Here is a 16,346-nt window from a genome sequence, read left to right as displayed (position 1 = left end):
CAGTAATTCCCGAGCGGCTCAATGTAGCAAACAATCGCGGGTACCTTCAGATATTTCAGCGCACAAGTATGTGTGATTCGGCATAAGGCCGGCATCCCTTCGGAAGAGAGCGGGATCATAAGTATTTAACCGGGGGAAAGCTTTTGCAATTACTCGGCAAGCGCCCAATCGTTTCGATAATTCACCGGATTTTTTTAATGGCTGAATTTATTTTAGCCTCTGGCGCGGACGCCCCACTTGCAAATAAAAATATTTTCGACTTTAGAATGCAAAAATTTCAGCACGTCTTGATTCATTTGGGGGATTCATGCGTCAGTTTCGATCGGATGTTGCAGCTTTTGCTGCAGCGGTTTTGTTTGCCTTGTTGGTTGCGGCAGGTCTAGGTGAACCCTTTGCCGATACGGCGCTCGCCGCGGATGCCGCCAAAACCATTGACGGTGGTCTAGGTAACGGAAGCTCGGGACTTGGCGGCGCTGCCGCGGAAGATCCGGCAGCATCTGATCTTGCCGCCGATCCTTCAGCACCCTCTCCGCTGCTAGACAAGACGGTCGACCGGACTCAGCTTGGTAAGACTAGCGCCGCATCAGCCGGCAATGCTGTCGATGATGCCATCGCAAGCGAAGTGCCGACCACCGACGGACAGGCCAAAGACGCGGCTTCGTCGAAGCAAGCTGCAGGGGCCTCCGCGCTTGCGGCGACGGCCACAGCCATCGAGCCAGATTCGCCCGCAGTCAATGCTCCCGAAAAAGCATCTGTTCCACAGATTTCCAGCAACGGATCATTCACACAAGTCATCGAACTCGATGCGCCGACCTATCACGGCATCGGGCCCAAATTGGCGCTGCGTTATGATTCTGCCCGCAAGTCTCGCATCGGCGGCCTCTATCAGGGCTGGCTCGGCTACGGCTGGGGCATGGATGGCCTCGACGTCATCGAACGGGGAAACGACGGTAATGGTGCCCCGCTATGGGTCTGGAATGACACCTTTACGCTGAACGGCGAAACTCTGGTCCGGTGCTTAACTGGTGTAGTCTGTCAGCCCGGCTCCACGCACACGACGGAACATGAGTCTGCTCAGCGTATCGTGTTCGAGCATCCCCGCAGCAATTCATGGGCCATCACCGACAGGAACGGGGTTGTGTCGACATTCAAGACGGTGGCGAATATCGTGGGCGTGGCCCCGCCGGACGTTGTCGAAAATTTTCCACAGATCTACGGACGTTATCTTGTTACATCGGTTACCGATCCGAACGGCAACCAGGTCCGGTATTCCTACACGTGCCCGGATCTTCCCTTGTGTTATCCGGCGAAAATCGAGTATGGGAACCATTCTCAAATTGCCTTTGCCTATGAACGGCGGCCCGATTATTTGCCGATGGCCAATGGCTCGGGCATATCTTGGACCACCTACCGGCTCAAATCCGTCACTTACAAGGTTACCGCCGAGGCTGGCATCAGTGGCGGTTACGTCCTGTCGTACGATCAGGCGCCGTTCTCCAATGCATCCCGCCTGGTGCGGGTCGATCGTTATGGCCGCGATGCAGTCGTCAATGCCGCCGGCAACATTACAGGCGGGACACACAAGGTCCTGCGGTCGATGGCCTATGACAACATCAACTACAGCTACACGAGGCTGAATAACCAGTTCCCAGCGGCAACGCCTGGAGATGTCGACAAGCAGCTTTCCTATTTCCTTTCCCGGCAGATTGGTGATCTCAACTTCGATGGCAGAGACGAATTTTATGGCTCGCTGCTGACCTATTCCTATAATTCCGATTTGCGGACTTATAGACCTGATCCAATCAAGTTCACCGTAACACAATTCACCGCAGGAAGTGGTGCCGTCGCAGGCACATCGTCGGTCATGGTGCCGAGGACAAATACAACGTATGATGGCTTGCCGGTCCCGAGTTATCTCGGCGGGCGTTTCGTGGCGGGCAAGCCTAAGGACTTTGCGTTCACCTACAACGTGACGACCACCAACCGCAGCAACGGCAATGTAACAAAAACACGCGTCCGCGGCCTGATTACAACTGATGCATCTTTGAATGTGTCGGCTGAGGTTTGTCCCGGATCCAATGCCGCCGTATGCGCCGCCATTCCCACCAACTACGACAGTGACAATACGGTGAAGAATGCCTCCGCCGATCCACAGGGCGACGGCGTCGATCAGCTCCTCTATTTCGACGAATATATCCGCGGTGTCGCCGATTTTCTTGGGGGTGGTCGCCAGGGAGTCGTGACGGGCAAAGACCTCTATGCCAAAAAATATATCAACGGCGCGTGGGTTTCGGAGAAGATGGGCATCGACTGCAGTTCGGCCTCGGCCTACTGTGCCCTCGCGGACATGAACGGTGATGGTGTAACTGACGTCGTTAAAACGACGACCTCCGGAACGAGCTATGTGACGGCTATCTGGCTTGGAACCGGCAGCCGCTTCGTCCAGGTCGCAAGTGGACTGGCGCTCGAGGGCCCGCCGATCCTGCGTGACATGGACAATGACGGTAAGGTGGATATCGTCGCCGCCAAGGATCGCAAGGATACCGATCCCTTCAAAGACCTGAGGGCCTATGGCCTGTGGTTCGGAAGTAGCGGCAACAGCCTGGTCGTCTCGCCTTTCCTGCAGCGCGGCTCCGGTCTGTCAGGCGATTTCAATGGCGATGGCCTTCCCGATTTTATCGCTTCGCAGACGGGCACGACGATTTCCAACGCCGGTTCGGGCAATCCCAACCTGTTGCGCAGCATTACCCTTGGAACGGGTGGAACGATTTCCGTCAATTACGCCCCCTCGACCAGCTTTGCCAACACCTTCATGCCGCAGGTCATGCATGCGGTGACGGCGATCACAGTCGATGATCGGCGCGGCAATGTCGCCGTGACCAGTTATGCCTACTCGGGTGGCCTTTACGATCCCGCGGCCCGTAAGTTCCTGGGTTACAAAACAGTCGTGACGACCAAGGCACTGGCTTACGGCGAGACGTCGCGTTCGATTGTCGAAACAACCTATCGTCAGGACCTCGCAAGTTACGGACTCCCGGAAAAAACTGTTTTTCGGAACGGAACGAACACTGAATACAAGGAGGTTCTTGAAGGCTACTCCGTCAACGCAAGTTCCAAGCCCTATGTGGCCAGAAATACTATCACCGTTACGACGCTGAAGCAGGGATCGGCGGCAATCCTTCGAACGGAGCGGAGTTTCGATGCCTATGGCAATGTGACCGCAATTACGGACCGCGGCCGCACGAGTGACATCCATGGCGTCGAGGACGCTAATACGATCGGTGACGAGCGCAAGACCACATTTACCTATGCGCCGAGCACATCCGCCTATATCGTCTCTTTGCCGACATCCAAGACCGTCCGTTTCGGTCTGGATGCGTCATCGCCGGTCGGCAGCTACGAGGAATATCTCTATGACGGGGCGACGGCGATTGCGACGCCGCCGGTCAAGGGTAACCTGACGCAGAAAGTGGCCTATATGAGCGTCGGCAGCACGCTGCGGTCATCGCCGACCTCCTATGGCTACGACACATACGGGAACCGGATTTCCGAGGTGGATGCTGTCGGCAACCGCACGGAATGGGACTACGACGCTAGCTATCATCTCTATCCGGTGGTGGAACGGGGGCCGCGCTATTTTGCCAATGGTATGCTGGCTGCGGATAGCCGCTTCGTCAGCACGACGAGCTACGATCTGGTCTGCGGCCTGCCGGCCACGAAGACCGACTGGAACGGCATCGTCGAGACCTTTACCTATGACGTTTACTGCCGGCCGTATGGCTATACGCATTCGGGCTCCGGCAATTACGTCAACACCCGTTATGAGAACGAGGGCAACCCGACACTTCAGGCAGTGCTAACCTATTCGCCGCGGACCAACGGCTCGGGCGAGGTCTTCAGCCGCACCTATTACGACGGCCTCGGCCGGCCCTGGCGGGTGGAGACGCCCGGAGCGTCCGCGACCGGTCCGACGCGGATCACCGATACCGTCTATGACAGCAGGGGCAATGCTTATGCCACCGCTTTCCCGCGCTTCTCGAACGAAACCGCCCAGTGGACGATCAGGAGCTATGACTGGCAGGATCGCGTCATCAAGCAACTCAACCCAGACAAGACTTCTGCGACGTATAATTATTATACGTATTTGCCTAAAATCTCAGGCACGGACAATGTCCCGTATTATTACGTATCCTACTATGATGAAGAGGGCCGCTATCGCCCCTATCACATTGGGACATGGGACAATGTGATTTGCCAGGTGGGACGTGTCGGATCGGGCAATGTGATCCGCTATAGCGCGACGTTCGATGGGCTTGGACGCCTTACAAAAGTCAACGAGCCGGCAAATATCGATGATACTAACGGCGCCCGCTGGACCTACACCTACGACCTTCTCGGTAACCGTCTGACGGCAAGTGACCCGGATCTCGGCAACTGGTCATATGCCTATGACGATGCCAGCCGGCTGATCCGCCAGACGGATGCGCGCGGCGCGGTGACGACGATGACCTATGACCAGATGGGTCGGGTGATCCGCAAGGAAGTGACGGAACCGGGTGCAACGGTGCCGACGCTGCTGGCTGAGAATAGCTATGACGAACCGGCCGCCACCGGCCAGTCGCACAATGCCGGCATGCTGACCAAGGCCGAGAATGCCAATGCGACGGTGACCTACACCCGTTTCTACAACGGCGCCGGCGACAAGAGCATCACCAGCACGACGATCGACGGGGTGACGAGCACGACGACCGTCGAGCATGGGCCGACCGGCAAGACCACGGCGATCAGCTATGCGCCCTCGACCGTTGCCGTTGGCGAGACGACCTTGCCCTGGCTCTATAACGACGCCGATCTGCTTTCCAGCATGCCCGGGCTGATCGACTCGACGAGCTACGAGGCCGATGGCCAGACGAAGACGATCACCTACATCAACGGCGTGACGACGAGCTTCGCCTATTCGCCGACCCGGCGCTGGCTGGACCGGGTGACGACGGCGAAGGGCGCAACGGTGCTGATGGATAATCAGTACAGCCGTGACAAACTCGGCCGGATCAAGACGATCGCCGGTCTGACAGCCAACGACAACTGGACCTATAGCTATGACGATCTCGGCCGTCTGACCGGCGCCGACAATGGCGGCGACAACACGCTTGACGAGACCTACAGCTATTCGCCGAACGGCAACCTGCTGTCGCGCACGAGGATCGGCGCCTATACCTATCCGAACCCGGCGGCGATCCGTCCGCATGCGGCAACGCAGATCGGTTCGAAGACGATCAGCTACGATGCCAACGGCAACATGCTGTCTGACGGCACTCGCACGCTGACCTGGGATGCATCGAACCGATTGTCGACGGTGACCCAGAATGGCGCCACGGTGACGCTCGCCTATGGTCCGGACGGCGCCCGGGTGAAGAAGAGCTGGGCTTTCGGCACGACGCTTTATCCCGACGCCAATGTCGAGATCGACCGTTCGACGCCGGGCACGGATATCTACACGCTCTATCCGCATCCCGACGCCAAGATCGTCATCACCGCAGGCAGCACCGTGCAGGACAAGTTCTTCCTGCACCGCGATCATCTGGCCTCGGTGCGGCAGGTGACCAACGAAAGCGGTACCCTCGTCGAGCAGACCGGCTATGCCGCTTATGGCGAAGCCACCAACACGACCTTCCAGACCAAGAAGAGCTATATCGGCGAACGCTTCGATGCCGAAACCGGGCTGATGTATCTCAATGCCAGATATTACGATCCGGCGTTCGGGCGGTTCATCTCGCCGGACGATTGGGACCCGACCAAGGAAGGCGTCGGCACCAACCGATACAGCTACTCCGAAAACGATCCGGTCAATAAGTCAGATCCCAATGGGCATTTTGTTGAAGGAGCAGACGATCCTCGGAACATTGGAGCTTGGGCTGAATCGACAAAAAACAATGCTTTCAGCAGTTTTGACCACGGAGACATCACTCGACAGCAACTCGATGCGACGCTTGACCTCGTGAACACCGAAGTTGTCAAAGACACAGTAGAACGGCGCTGGGCCAAGGGTGACCTAAACGGTCTCCCTGCCGGGGAGGCTGTGAATGCGTTCGCGACGATTTCCGGCGCGGGTAAGGCGGGATTGGGTCTGATAGCATCAGGTTCTCTTAAAGGCAGGCCGAGTAGCGTTGCGGAAAGTACAGGAGGCTCAAAGGGAACAATCCAAGCAAATAAAGCTGCTGGCGATGCGTTTGAGCAGCACGTTATGGAGGAGCTTCAAAAAATTCAGTCTGGAGTTGTGAAGCAAGTTACCGTAAAAACTCAGAGCGGCATCAGAACACGTATCGACTTGATGGGACGTGACGCAAACGGGAATATTGTTTGCACAGAATGTAAAGCGTCTGCAACAGCACGGTTGACAAAGAAACAAGCGGCGGCTTTCCCTGAAATGCAGCAGTCAGGGGCAGTGATTGTTGGCAGTGGGAAACCAGGATTTCCTGGAGGCACACAGATACCTCCCACGACAGTCGATATTAACAGGCCGTAAAGCGAGGTAGCGAAATGTCTGTTGATCAAACTGATGTAGTTGATGCAATCGGGATTGATAATGTCACAGGTGAGGTAGTGCTGACGATCACTGATCACCTTGATTGGACGGGAAATGAGGGAAAGCACTTTCTCCTACTGCAGGAAAAACTCAATACTTATTTGGGGTTTGTTGAGAGCGGTGAGATCTTAGAAACATACCCGAACGCAAAAGACAGGGCCATCTTAATAGATATTGTAGGTAAATATCAGCTGAACGAGCAGGCCCAAGCGTTTTACGCCCAAGTTGCGCAAATCGTCGAAGGTGCCGGAATAAAATTCCGGTACCGACTGTTTGGCGGAAGTTAGAGCAGATCCTGCGATCGATGAATCGATTGTGAGATGACGTTGTGCGGCGAAGCTGATTCAACATCCACAGCGAAGAGGTGGATGATGGCACGAGCACTGAGCGATGATTTTCGGTTACGCGTATTGAAAGCGTCTGCGGCAGGCTGCCGCCCGGTTTGGGGTTGGGATTTCGACGGCAATCCGCTGGATCGCAAGGGCCAGCGATGGTGAACCGACACCACGGCCGCAAGGTTGGCGAAGGTCCTCGAGCTTGGATGCACACGAAGCGTTCGTTGTCGAGATGATCGATGATCGCAAGGACGTGACGCTCGACGAAATGGTCGAGCGTCTGTCTGTGGAGCGGCAGGTGAGCATTAGCCGAAGTGCGCTTGGTGCCTGGCTGCGAGGCCGCGGATGGACCTTTAAAAAAAGTCCGCACATGCATTGGAGCAGGATCGGCCAGATGTCCTGAAGCGCCGGCGAGCCTGGTTTGATGGTCAGCTCGATCTCGATCCAGAAAAGCTGATCTTCATAGACGAGACTGGTCTCTCAACGAAGATGGCACGTCTGCGCGGAGGCGCAATTCGAGGCGAGCGTTGTCGAGCAGGCGTGCCGCACGGCCATTGGAAAACAACGACGTTCACCGGTGCGCTGCGCCTCACAGGCATGACCGCCCCCTTCGTCTACGACGGAGCAATGAACGGCAATGTGAGATGCGGTGGGCGCCTTGATGCCCCGCTTCACGCTGGCTGCAAGTCCGCATCCGTCAGCGTCCCCAAAAAGGCAACGATATCGTCGATCTCGGGATCGGTCAGCGCAGGCGCGTCGCCGGGTTTCCGGCCGAAGGGCGGGTCCTGGTTGAGGTTGTCCCAATAGGCCTGCGGCAGGTCGTCATATTTACGAACCGTGCCGTCTGCATTTTTTGGATACCAGCGGCTGGGGTCGCTGTCGCGGGTCGCATAGAAGGAGACGACGTCGCGCAGCGTGTGGAAGTAGCCGTTGTGGAAGAAGCTCTTCTTCAGCGCCACATTGCGCAGCGTCGGCGTGCGGAACAGGCCGCAATATTCGCTGTGGCCGGCAAGGTCTGTGCGCTGAGGGCCGCAGAGGCCGAGGTCGTGATAGCCGGGGTTGGCGTTGGCCGGGATCGCCATGTTGCGCGGTGCGCCGAGGCCGAGGAAGCCGAAATCGGAAAAGAGCGGCGGCTCGCCGTCATTGGCGGGTTCGCTGAGATGGCAGCTTGAACAGTTGCCCTTTGCGGGATCTTCGAACAGCTGCCGCCCGTGCAATTCCTGAGCCGTCAGCGTCGCCTTGCCGGCGAGGAAGGCGTCGTAACGGCTGGAATAGGGAAAGAAATCCGGGCCGCTCTGTTCGAAGGTGGCGAGCGCCTCGGCGGCGGCGGTGAACGTGTCTTGCGGATTGTCGAACACGGTCGCGCCGAAGGCAGCCTCGATGTCGGCGGCGTAGGGCGCCTTGCGCAATTTGTCGGCGACCTCGGGCGCATCCTTGTTGCCCATCTCGAAGGGCGAGAGCAGCGGGATCTTCGCCTGGTCGGCGCCGTGATCGACCCGGCCGTCCCAGGTCAGGCCGCCGGTCGGGCCATTGTCGACGCTCTCGTCGCCCTCGTCCTCGGAATCGTAATAATGCTCGGTGAATGCGGGCACGGCCTGCAGATAGCGCAGCGTCGGGACGGCGCGTAGACCCGGCCGGTCCATGTGTTCGCCGCCCATTTCGACCGGCGCGGCGGATGCCGGGCCGAAAGCGCGAGCCGGGTCGTGGCAGGAGGCGCAGGCCTGCAAGCCCGAGGCCGACAGCGAAGTATCTGAGAATATCTTCCGGCCGAGCGCGGTCAGCGTTTCGGCCCGGGCGAAGGCCTCGGCGCGCGCCATCGGGCCGGGATGCACGCCGGAAGCTGCCGCCGCGCTGCTTTGCCGCAGCGGCAGAATGGCCAGACACAGTGCCGTAACACCGATGCCGACCGTCAATCTGGACTGCGCAAACCGGAAAGTCGTCTTCGTCATCATAAGGATTCCAATAGCTTAGGACTGCCTTCCATCATCATCAAACCTCGCTGCAACAAATTGATGACGGTCGCTCTCCCGCCGCTTCGTGACAGAACCATGTCACAAAGTTGATAGATGGCGGGTCTAGCGTCGGTGCGCCCCCGAGCGTTCCCCGCTCCCTCTAGCCAACGCCCCTAGCCATGAGGTACCCCCGTGAAAAGACTGAAACTCCTCGCCTCGATCTGTCTCGCCGGATCGGCCTTCGTTCCGCTCGCCATGGCGGCATCAGCCCATGCCGCGCCGGCCGGTTACGACAAGATCGACAATATCGTCGTCATCTATGCCGAAAACCGCAGCTTCGATAATCTCTATGGCGGCTTTCCCGGCGCCAACGGTCTTTCCAATGTCAGCCCCGAGCAGGCCCGCCAACTCGACCGTGACGGTCAGCCGCTCGCCGAACTGCCGCCGGCCTGGGGCGGCCTGACCGCCAAGGGCGTAACCCCTGCCATCACCGAGGCGCAGTCGGCCCATCTTGCCAATGCCAGCTTCGCGATCGACGATCCCAAGGGTTTTGCGCAGGCGCCGACGGTCATCACCCGCGATCTCTGGCATCGCTTCTATCAGGAGCAGATGCAGATCGACGGCGGCAAGAACGACAAGTTCGTCGCCTGGGCCGATTCCGGCAGTCTCGTCATGGGCCATTATGACGGTTCGATCCTGCCGATGTGGCAGGTCGCCAGGAAATACGTACTCGCCGACAACTTCTTCCAGGGCGCCTTCGGCGGCTCCTTCCTCAATCACTTCGCGCTGGTCTGCGCCTGCGCGCCCTATTATCCCGATGCCGACAAGAGCCCGGCCAAACCCGTGATCGCCAAGGTCGATGCCGACGGCACGTCGCTTGTTGTAGCGGACAATGCCCCGAAATCGGCGCTGGACGGCGCACCGAAATTCGTCTCCGACGGCACGCTGACGCCCGATTTCTACGCCGTCAACACCATGCAGCCGCCTTACGAGCCGAGCGCCAATCCGCCAGCCAAGGACGGCGATCCGGCCTATGCCGATCCCACTGCGGCGACGACGCTGCCGCCGCAGCATGAGACCACCATCGGCGACCTCCTGTCGGAGAAAGGCGTCAGCTGGGCCTGGTATAGCGGCGCCTGGCAGGCGGCACTCGACGGCAAGAACGCGACGCCGGTGCCGAACTTCCAGTTCCATCACCAGCCCTTCAACTATTTCGCCAATTTCGCCCCCGGCACCCCTGATCGCGCCGAACATCTGAAGGATGGCGGCCTCGCCGGCGAGGCCTTCCTCAGGGATATCGACGGCGGCAAGCTGCCGGCGGTTTCCTTCTACAAGCCGCAGGGCAACCTCAACGAACATGGCGGTTATGCCGATGTTTCGAGCGGCGACCAGCATCTTGCCGATATCGTCTCGCATCTCGAAAAGAGCCCGCAATGGGGCCATATGCTCGTCATCGTCACCTATGACGAGAATGGCGGCTTCTGGGATCACGTCGCGCCGCCGAAGGCCGACCGCTGGGGCCCGGGCAACCGCATTCCGGCCTTCATCATCTCGCCCTTCGCCAAGGCCGGCACGGTCGATCACACCCAGTACGACACGACCTCGATCATCCGCCTGATCACCGCGCGCTACGACCTGCCTGTTTTGCCCGGCATCGTCGCCCGCGACACGGCGCTGCGCGAAAACGGCGAGCCGCCGATGGGCGATCTCACGGCCGCGCTCGACCTGACGCATTGACCAATTGGAGCGGCTCCGGTGTTGGCCGGAGCCGCTGCTTTCAGGTTTGCCATCACCGGCGCAGCAGCGGCCGCAATGCGGCCTGTGCTTCCTTCAGCAATGGTAGGTACCGTTCCTTCATCTCGGCCGCCGCGACAAGGGCGGCGGGCGCGCCGATATTGATCGCCGCGACCGTTTCGCCGCGGTCGTTTTCAATCGGCACGGCGATCGAGCAGAGACCAATCTCCAGCTCCTGGTCGATGATGGCGTAGCCTTCGGCGCGCACGCGGCGGAATTCTTCGATCAGCTCGTCCGGATCGATCTTGGTATTGGCCGTGTTCTGCTTGAGTTCGCTGCGGGCCAGGATGGCGCGCGCCTCGTTTTCCGCGAGAGCCGCAAGCAGCACGCGGCCCATCGAGGCGCAATAGGCGGGCAGGCGGCTGCCCGGTGTGAGATTGATCGACATGACGCGGCGCTGTGCTGCGCGGGCGATATAGACGATTTCTGTTCCGTCGAGCACCGAGGCCGAGGCGCTCTGGCCGGCCTTTTCCGAGAGATGATCGAGATGCGGCTGCAAGAGCGCCGGCAGCGGTGTGGCCGCAAGATAAGCATGGCCAAGCCGCAATATCTTCGGCGTCAGAGTGAAGAACTTGCCGTCATAATCGGCATAACCGAGCTCGGCGAGCGTCAGCAGCGAGCGACGCACGGTGGCGCGGTCGAGCGCCGTCAGCTTGGCGGCCTCGGCGATGGAAAGCCGCGGGCGCGTTTCGCCGAAGGCTTCGATGACTTTCAGGCCGCGGGCAAAGCCGCTGACGAAATCCGTTTCGCGCATGGTTCGGGTCTCCAGTCTTTTATCCATCATGTGCGATATACGAACAAATGTCAAATAACGCACAAACATCTTGCCGCTGTTCCTGCTGCGGTTTATTTCTGACGCCAAGAACGGGCTGAGGAGATCCTATATGGACAAGACAATCGGGAGCACGGCGGAGGCCGTCTCCGAGATCGGCGACGGAGCGACCGTCATGATCGGTGGTTTCGGCGGCTCGGGTGCGCCGATCGAATTGATTCATGCCCTGATCGACAAGGGGCCTAGGAATCTCACCGTGATCAACAACAATGCCGGCAACGGGCGCATCGGCATCGCTGCGATGATCGATGCCGGGATGGTGAGGAAGATGATCTGCTCGTTCCCGCGGTCCTCTGATCCGCGCGCCTTCACCGACAAATATCTTGCCGGTGAAATCGAGCTCGAACTCGTGCCGCAGGGCACGCTCGCCGAGCGCATCCGCGCCGGCGGGGCCGGCATTCCGGCCTTCTACACGCCCACCGGCTATGGCACCGAACTTGCGGAAGGCAAGGTCATCGCCGAATTCGACGGCCGCCATTATGTGCAGGAGCGCTGGCTGAAGGCCGATTTTGCCATCGTCAAAGCTTTGGTCGGCGATACCCACGGCAACCTCACCTACAACAAGGCCGGCCGCAACTTCAATCCGCTGATGTGCATGGCGGCAGCCAAGACCATCGCCCAGGTCTCATCCATCGTGCCGGCCGGCGGCATCGATCCCGAGTATGTCGTCACCCCCGGCATCTTCGTCGATCGTGTCGTCACGGTTCCCAATCCCCAGCAGGAAGAAGAGCTCATCCGAGCCGGAGTGGCCTACGTATGACCATCGATATCAGGGATGACATCAAGCTTTCCAATGCGCAGATCGCCTGGCGTGCCGCGCAGGACATTGCCGACGGCGCCTATGTGAACCTCGGCATCGGCTTTCCCGAAATGGTCGCGCGCTATCAGCCGCCCGGCCGACAGGCGATCTTCCACACCGAAAACGGTATCCTCAATTTCGGTGAGCCGCCTGATGAAGGCGAAGAGGACTGGGATCTGATCAATGCCGGCAAGAAGGCGGTGACGCTGAAGCCCGGCGCGGCCTTCTTCCACCATGCCGACAGCTTTGCCATGGTGCGCGGCGGCCATCTCGACGTCGCGATTCTCGGCGCCTATCAGGTCGCCCAGAATGGCGACCTCGCCAATTGGCGGGTCGGCAGCAAGGGCGTGCCGGCCGTCGGCGGCGCCATGGACCTCGTGCATGGCGCAAAGCAGGTCTGCGTCATCACCGAACACGTCACGAAGACGGGCGAGCCGAAGCTGGTGGAGAAATGCACCTTTCCGCTGACCGGCGTCGCCTGCATCACCCGCATCTATACGAGCCATGCCGTCATCGACATCGTCGATGGGCGCTTCGTCCTGCGGGAGAAGCTTGCGGCCATGTCGCTGGAGGAATTGCAGGCCATGACCGGTGCGCCGCTCCATCTCGACGGGCCGGTGGGCGACCTCGTTGTCCCGAAACTCTAAAGGAAAGCCATGACCGAAGCTTTTATCTGCGACTATATCAGGACGCCGATCGGCCGCTTCGCCGGTTCGCTTTCCCAGGTGCGGGCCGACGATCTCGGCGCCATCCCGATGAAGGCGCTGATGGAACGCAACGCTGCCATCGACTGGGAAGCCGTCGACGACGTGATCTTCGGCTGCGCCAACCAGGCGGGCGAGGACAATCGCAACGTCGCGCGCATGTCCGCCCTTCTGGCCGGCCTGCCGCTCTCTGTCTCGGGCACGACGATCAATCGGCTCTGCGGCTCCGGCATGGATGCGGTGATGACAGCGGCGCGCGCCATCCGCGCCGGCGAGGCGGAGTTGATGATCGCGGGCGGTGTCGAAAGCATGTCGCGGGCGCCCTTCGTCATGCCGAAGGCCGAAACGGCGTTTTCGCGAGCAGCCGAAATCCACGACACGACAATCGGCTGGCGCTTCGTCAACCCGCTGATGAAGAAGCAGTACGGCGTCGATTCCATGCCGGAGACCGGCGAGAACGTCGCCGAGGATTACAAGGTCAGCCGTGAGGACCAGGATGCGTTTGCGGTGCGCAGTCAGGCGAAGGCGGCAGCCGCGCAGGCGAGTGGACGGCTGGCGAAGGAGATTACACCGGTCATCATCCCCCAGCGCAAGGGTGATCCCGTCATCGTCGAGAAGGACGAGCATCCGCGCGCAACGACGATCGAAACCCTGGCGAAGCTTGCCACGCCCTTCAGGAAGGAAGGCGGCACGGTGACGGCGGGCAATGCCTCCGGCGTCAATGACGGGGCGGCGGCGCTGATCGTCGCGTCCGAAGCGGCGGCGCGAAAATATGGCCTGACGCCGATCGCGCGTATCCTCGGCGGTGCCGCTGCCGGCGTGCCGCCGAGGGTCATGGGTGTGGGGCCGATCCCGGCTTCCCGCAAGCTGATGGCGCGGCTCGGCATGACCCAGGAACAGTTCGACGTGATCGAGCTCAACGAGGCCTTCGCCAGCCAGGGGCTGGCGGTGCTGCGTGAACTCGGGATTGCCGATGACGACCAGCGGGTAAACCGCAATGGCGGCGCGATCGCGCTCGGCCATCCGCTTGGCATGTCGGGCGCCCGCATCACCGGCACGGCTGCGTTGGAGCTTCTGGAAACCGGCGGACGCTATTCGCTGTCGACCATGTGCATCGGTGTCGGGCAGGGGATTGCGATCGCGCTCGAAAGGGTTTGAGGGCGCTTGAACCGTTGCGCCCGGTGCCTGGCTTCTGTAGAAATCGGGCATGCTGATCCGGCCCGCAAACAATGATGATCGAGATGCGATCTGGAGGATCATCGGCCCGACGATCCGCGCCGGCGAGACCTATGCGCTCGATCGCGATCTCTCGGAGGCCTGTGCGCTCGCCTATTGGATGGGGCCGGACCGCGAGACTTTCGTCGCGGAAGAGGATGGCGACATCCTCGGCACCTATTACATCAAGGCCAATCAGGCCGGCGGCGGGCGGCATGTCTGCAACTGCGGATATATGACCGATCCCGCCGCGGGCGGCCGGGGCGTTGCCCGCCGCATGCATGAACATTCCCTGGAGCATGCCCGCTTGCGGGGCTTTCGCGCCATGCAGTTCAATTTCGTCATCAGCAGCAACCGCCGCGCCGTCGCGCTGTGGCAATCGCTCGGCTTCGAGATCGTCGGCCGTCTTCCCGGCGCCTTCCTTCATCCCACCGAGGGCTATGTCGACGCACTGGTGATGTTCCGGACTCTCTAGGCGCGCGGCAGAAAAAAGATGTGAGGGCGCTGTCGAATTCGCGGCCGCCCGGACGTCTTTAGATCGCGAGGCGTGGAGTGCAGTGGACCGGCCGCATGCGTCGCGATCACTCTGTCGGCATGGAGGTACGAAGCCATGAGTGTTTCCTATCGTTGGGTCATCGTTGCCGTAGGCGCCTTGATGTCGTGCGTAGCCATCGGCGCGATGTTCTCGCTGGCGATCTTCCAGGAGCCGATCGCCACCGCGACCGGCTGGTCGCATGTCGGCATCGCCAGCGCGATGACGCTGAATTTCATCGTCATGGGTTTCGGCGGTTTCCTCTGGGGTGCGGCCAGCGACCGCTTCGGCCCGCGCCCCGTCGTGCTGATCGGCTCCGTGCTGCTCGGCCTGGCGCTGGTGCTCGCAAGCCGCGCCGAGACGCTGATGCAGTTTCAGCTCACCTACGGCATCCTCGTCGGCCTGGCCGCCAGCGCTTTCTTCGCGCCGATGATCGCGGCGACCACGGCCTGGTTCGACGAGAACCGCGGTCTTGCGGTGTCGCTCGTCTCCGCCGGCATGGGGGTCGCGCCGATGACGATCTCGCCTTTCGCGCGCTGGCTGATCTCAGCCTATGAATGGCGCCCCGCCATGCTGATCATCGGTGTTGCGGCCTGGGCGCTGCTCCTGCCGGCCGCCCTGCTGGTCAGGCGTCCGCCTGCGGACGCGGTGGATGCGGGTACGGATTTCTCGGCGGAAGGCGCCCGGCCACAGCTGTCGAAAGTCTTCCGGTCGCCGCAATTCATCGTGCTCGGCCTCACCTTCTTTGCCTGCTGCGCGGCCCATTCCGGCCCGATCTTCCATATGGTGAGCTATGCGACGATCTGCGGCGTCGCCCCGATGGCGGCCGTCAGCATCTACAGCGTCGAAGGCCTCGCGGGCCTTGGCGGCCGGCTGCTCTATGGCAGCCTTGCCGACAGGATCGGGGTGAAGCCGGTCCTGGTTGCCGGCCTGTTGGTGCAGGCGGGCGCTCTCGCGACCTATCTCTTCGTCAGCCGGCTCGGGGAATTCTATGCGCTCGCCATCATCTTCGGCAGCGCCTATGGCGGCGTGATGCCGCTCTATGCGGTGCTGGCGCGCGAATATTTCGGCCAGCGCATCATCGGCACCGTCCTGGGCGCGGCGACGATGCTCTCCAGCCTCGGCATGGCCTTCGGGCCTCTGATCGGCGGCTGGATATTCGATACTTTCGCCAATTATTCCTGGCTGTTCATCGGTTCAGCCATGGTCGGGCTCGGGGCCGCGGCGATTGCGCTGGCCTTTCCGCCTCTTGTTCGTCAGAAACCACAGCCGGCTCTCGGCGTGCCTTTGTGAGGAGGTTCTCTAGTCAACGAGCTCTACCTGACCAAGCCTCAAGAAAGACCCCTCCCCACAAGGGGGAGGGGCTAACCTGGAGCACCGTCTCGCTCCTTCCGAAACGCCAAAGATTTGGAATGCGGGTGCGGCAAGTTAAGACCTTCCCCCTTGTGGGGAGGGGTCTTCGGTTGCTCCGAACTGGCCAGCCATCAGCATTCCCCCACGACGCAGATCTCCCGCTTTCGTGCATTGCCCATCGCCGATTCCCCCTGATAGACTTCCCCTGTCTGTTTCATCACCTATGTCCGTGATTTTGGGAGGC

The 16,346-nt window shown here is 60.5% G+C and carries 10 protein-coding genes and 1 pseudogene; 9 read left to right on the top strand and 2 right to left on the bottom strand.

Annotated elements, in window-relative coordinates:
• Positions 1-307: 307 nt before the first annotated feature.
• From QD408_RS13630 to QD408_RS13620, 3 genes and pseudogenes are all read left to right on the top strand, one after another.
• Complete coding sequence (locus tag QD408_RS13630; protein WP_414139660.1) at positions 308-6,526, top strand: RHS repeat-associated core domain-containing protein; 6,219 nt, start codon at positions 308-310, stop codon at positions 6,524-6,526.
• A 14-nt stretch (positions 6,527-6,540) separates the two neighbouring features.
• The gene (locus tag QD408_RS13625) at positions 6,541-6,873 is read left to right on the top strand and encodes a DUF6572 domain-containing protein (RefSeq protein ID WP_414139659.1); all 333 of its coding nucleotides are present in this window, start codon (positions 6,541-6,543) and stop codon (positions 6,871-6,873) included.
• 84 nt (positions 6,874-6,957) lie between these two features.
• Positions 6,958-7,563: pseudogene (locus QD408_RS13620) on the top strand (IS630 family transposase); the annotation flags it as partial.
• 29 nt (positions 7,564-7,592) lie between these two features.
• Here QD408_RS13620 and QD408_RS13615 read toward each other — a convergent pair.
• On the bottom strand, positions 7,593-8,870 hold the full coding sequence (locus tag QD408_RS13615) for a cytochrome-c peroxidase (protein WP_414139658.1): 1,278 nt from the start codon (positions 8,868-8,870) through the stop codon (positions 7,593-7,595).
• Between the two features lie 195 nt (positions 8,871-9,065).
• Between QD408_RS13615 and QD408_RS13610 the strand changes: the two genes are divergently transcribed.
• Positions 9,066-10,610, top strand: coding sequence for an acid phosphatase (locus tag QD408_RS13610; protein WP_414139657.1), 1,545 nt, complete (start codon positions 9,066-9,068; stop codon positions 10,608-10,610).
• A gap of 52 nt (positions 10,611-10,662) precedes the next feature.
• On the opposite strand, the gene QD408_RS13605 is transcribed toward QD408_RS13610, so the two are convergent.
• Positions 10,663-11,421 carry an IclR family transcriptional regulator C-terminal domain-containing protein gene (locus QD408_RS13605; protein WP_414139656.1) on the bottom strand — a complete coding sequence of 253 codons (759 nt, stop codon included), beginning with the start codon at positions 11,419-11,421 and terminating at the stop codon, positions 10,663-10,665.
• 130 nt (positions 11,422-11,551) lie between these two features.
• Between QD408_RS13605 and QD408_RS13600 the strand changes: the two genes are divergently transcribed.
• From QD408_RS13600 to QD408_RS13580, 5 genes are all read left to right on the top strand, one after another.
• A complete protein-coding gene (locus QD408_RS13600) occupies positions 11,552-12,259 on the top strand; it encodes a 3-oxoacid CoA-transferase subunit A (protein ID WP_088683760.1) in 708 nt (235 codons plus the stop codon).
• On the top strand, positions 12,256-12,945 hold the full coding sequence (locus QD408_RS13595) for a CoA transferase subunit B (RefSeq protein WP_414139655.1): 690 nt from the start codon (positions 12,256-12,258) through the stop codon (positions 12,943-12,945). The genes QD408_RS13600 and QD408_RS13595 overlap by 4 nt, the downstream gene beginning before the upstream one ends.
• Before the next feature lie 9 nt (positions 12,946-12,954).
• Positions 12,955-14,160: a 3-oxoadipyl-CoA thiolase gene (pcaF, locus tag QD408_RS13590; protein ID WP_414139654.1), complete on the top strand. Its 1,206-nt coding sequence runs from the start codon at positions 12,955-12,957 to the stop codon at positions 14,158-14,160.
• A 49-nt stretch (positions 14,161-14,209) separates the two neighbouring features.
• Entirely contained in the window at positions 14,210-14,692 is a 483-nt protein-coding gene (locus QD408_RS13585; RefSeq protein ID WP_414139653.1) for an N-acetyltransferase family protein, read from the top strand.
• Between the two features lie 135 nt (positions 14,693-14,827).
• Positions 14,828-16,042 (top strand): MFS transporter, encoded by a 1,215-nt coding sequence (locus tag QD408_RS13580; protein WP_414139652.1) that lies wholly within the window; start codon positions 14,828-14,830, stop codon positions 16,040-16,042.
• The last annotated feature ends 304 nt before the right edge of the window (positions 16,043-16,346 follow it).

Origin of the sequence: Rhizobium sp. BR 249, from assembly GCF_047445895.1 — a bacterium.
GTDB lineage: Bacteria > Pseudomonadota > Alphaproteobacteria > Rhizobiales > Rhizobiaceae > Rhizobium.
Note: the sequence above shows the minus strand (reverse complement) of the source record. Positions and strands in the feature narration are given on the sequence as shown.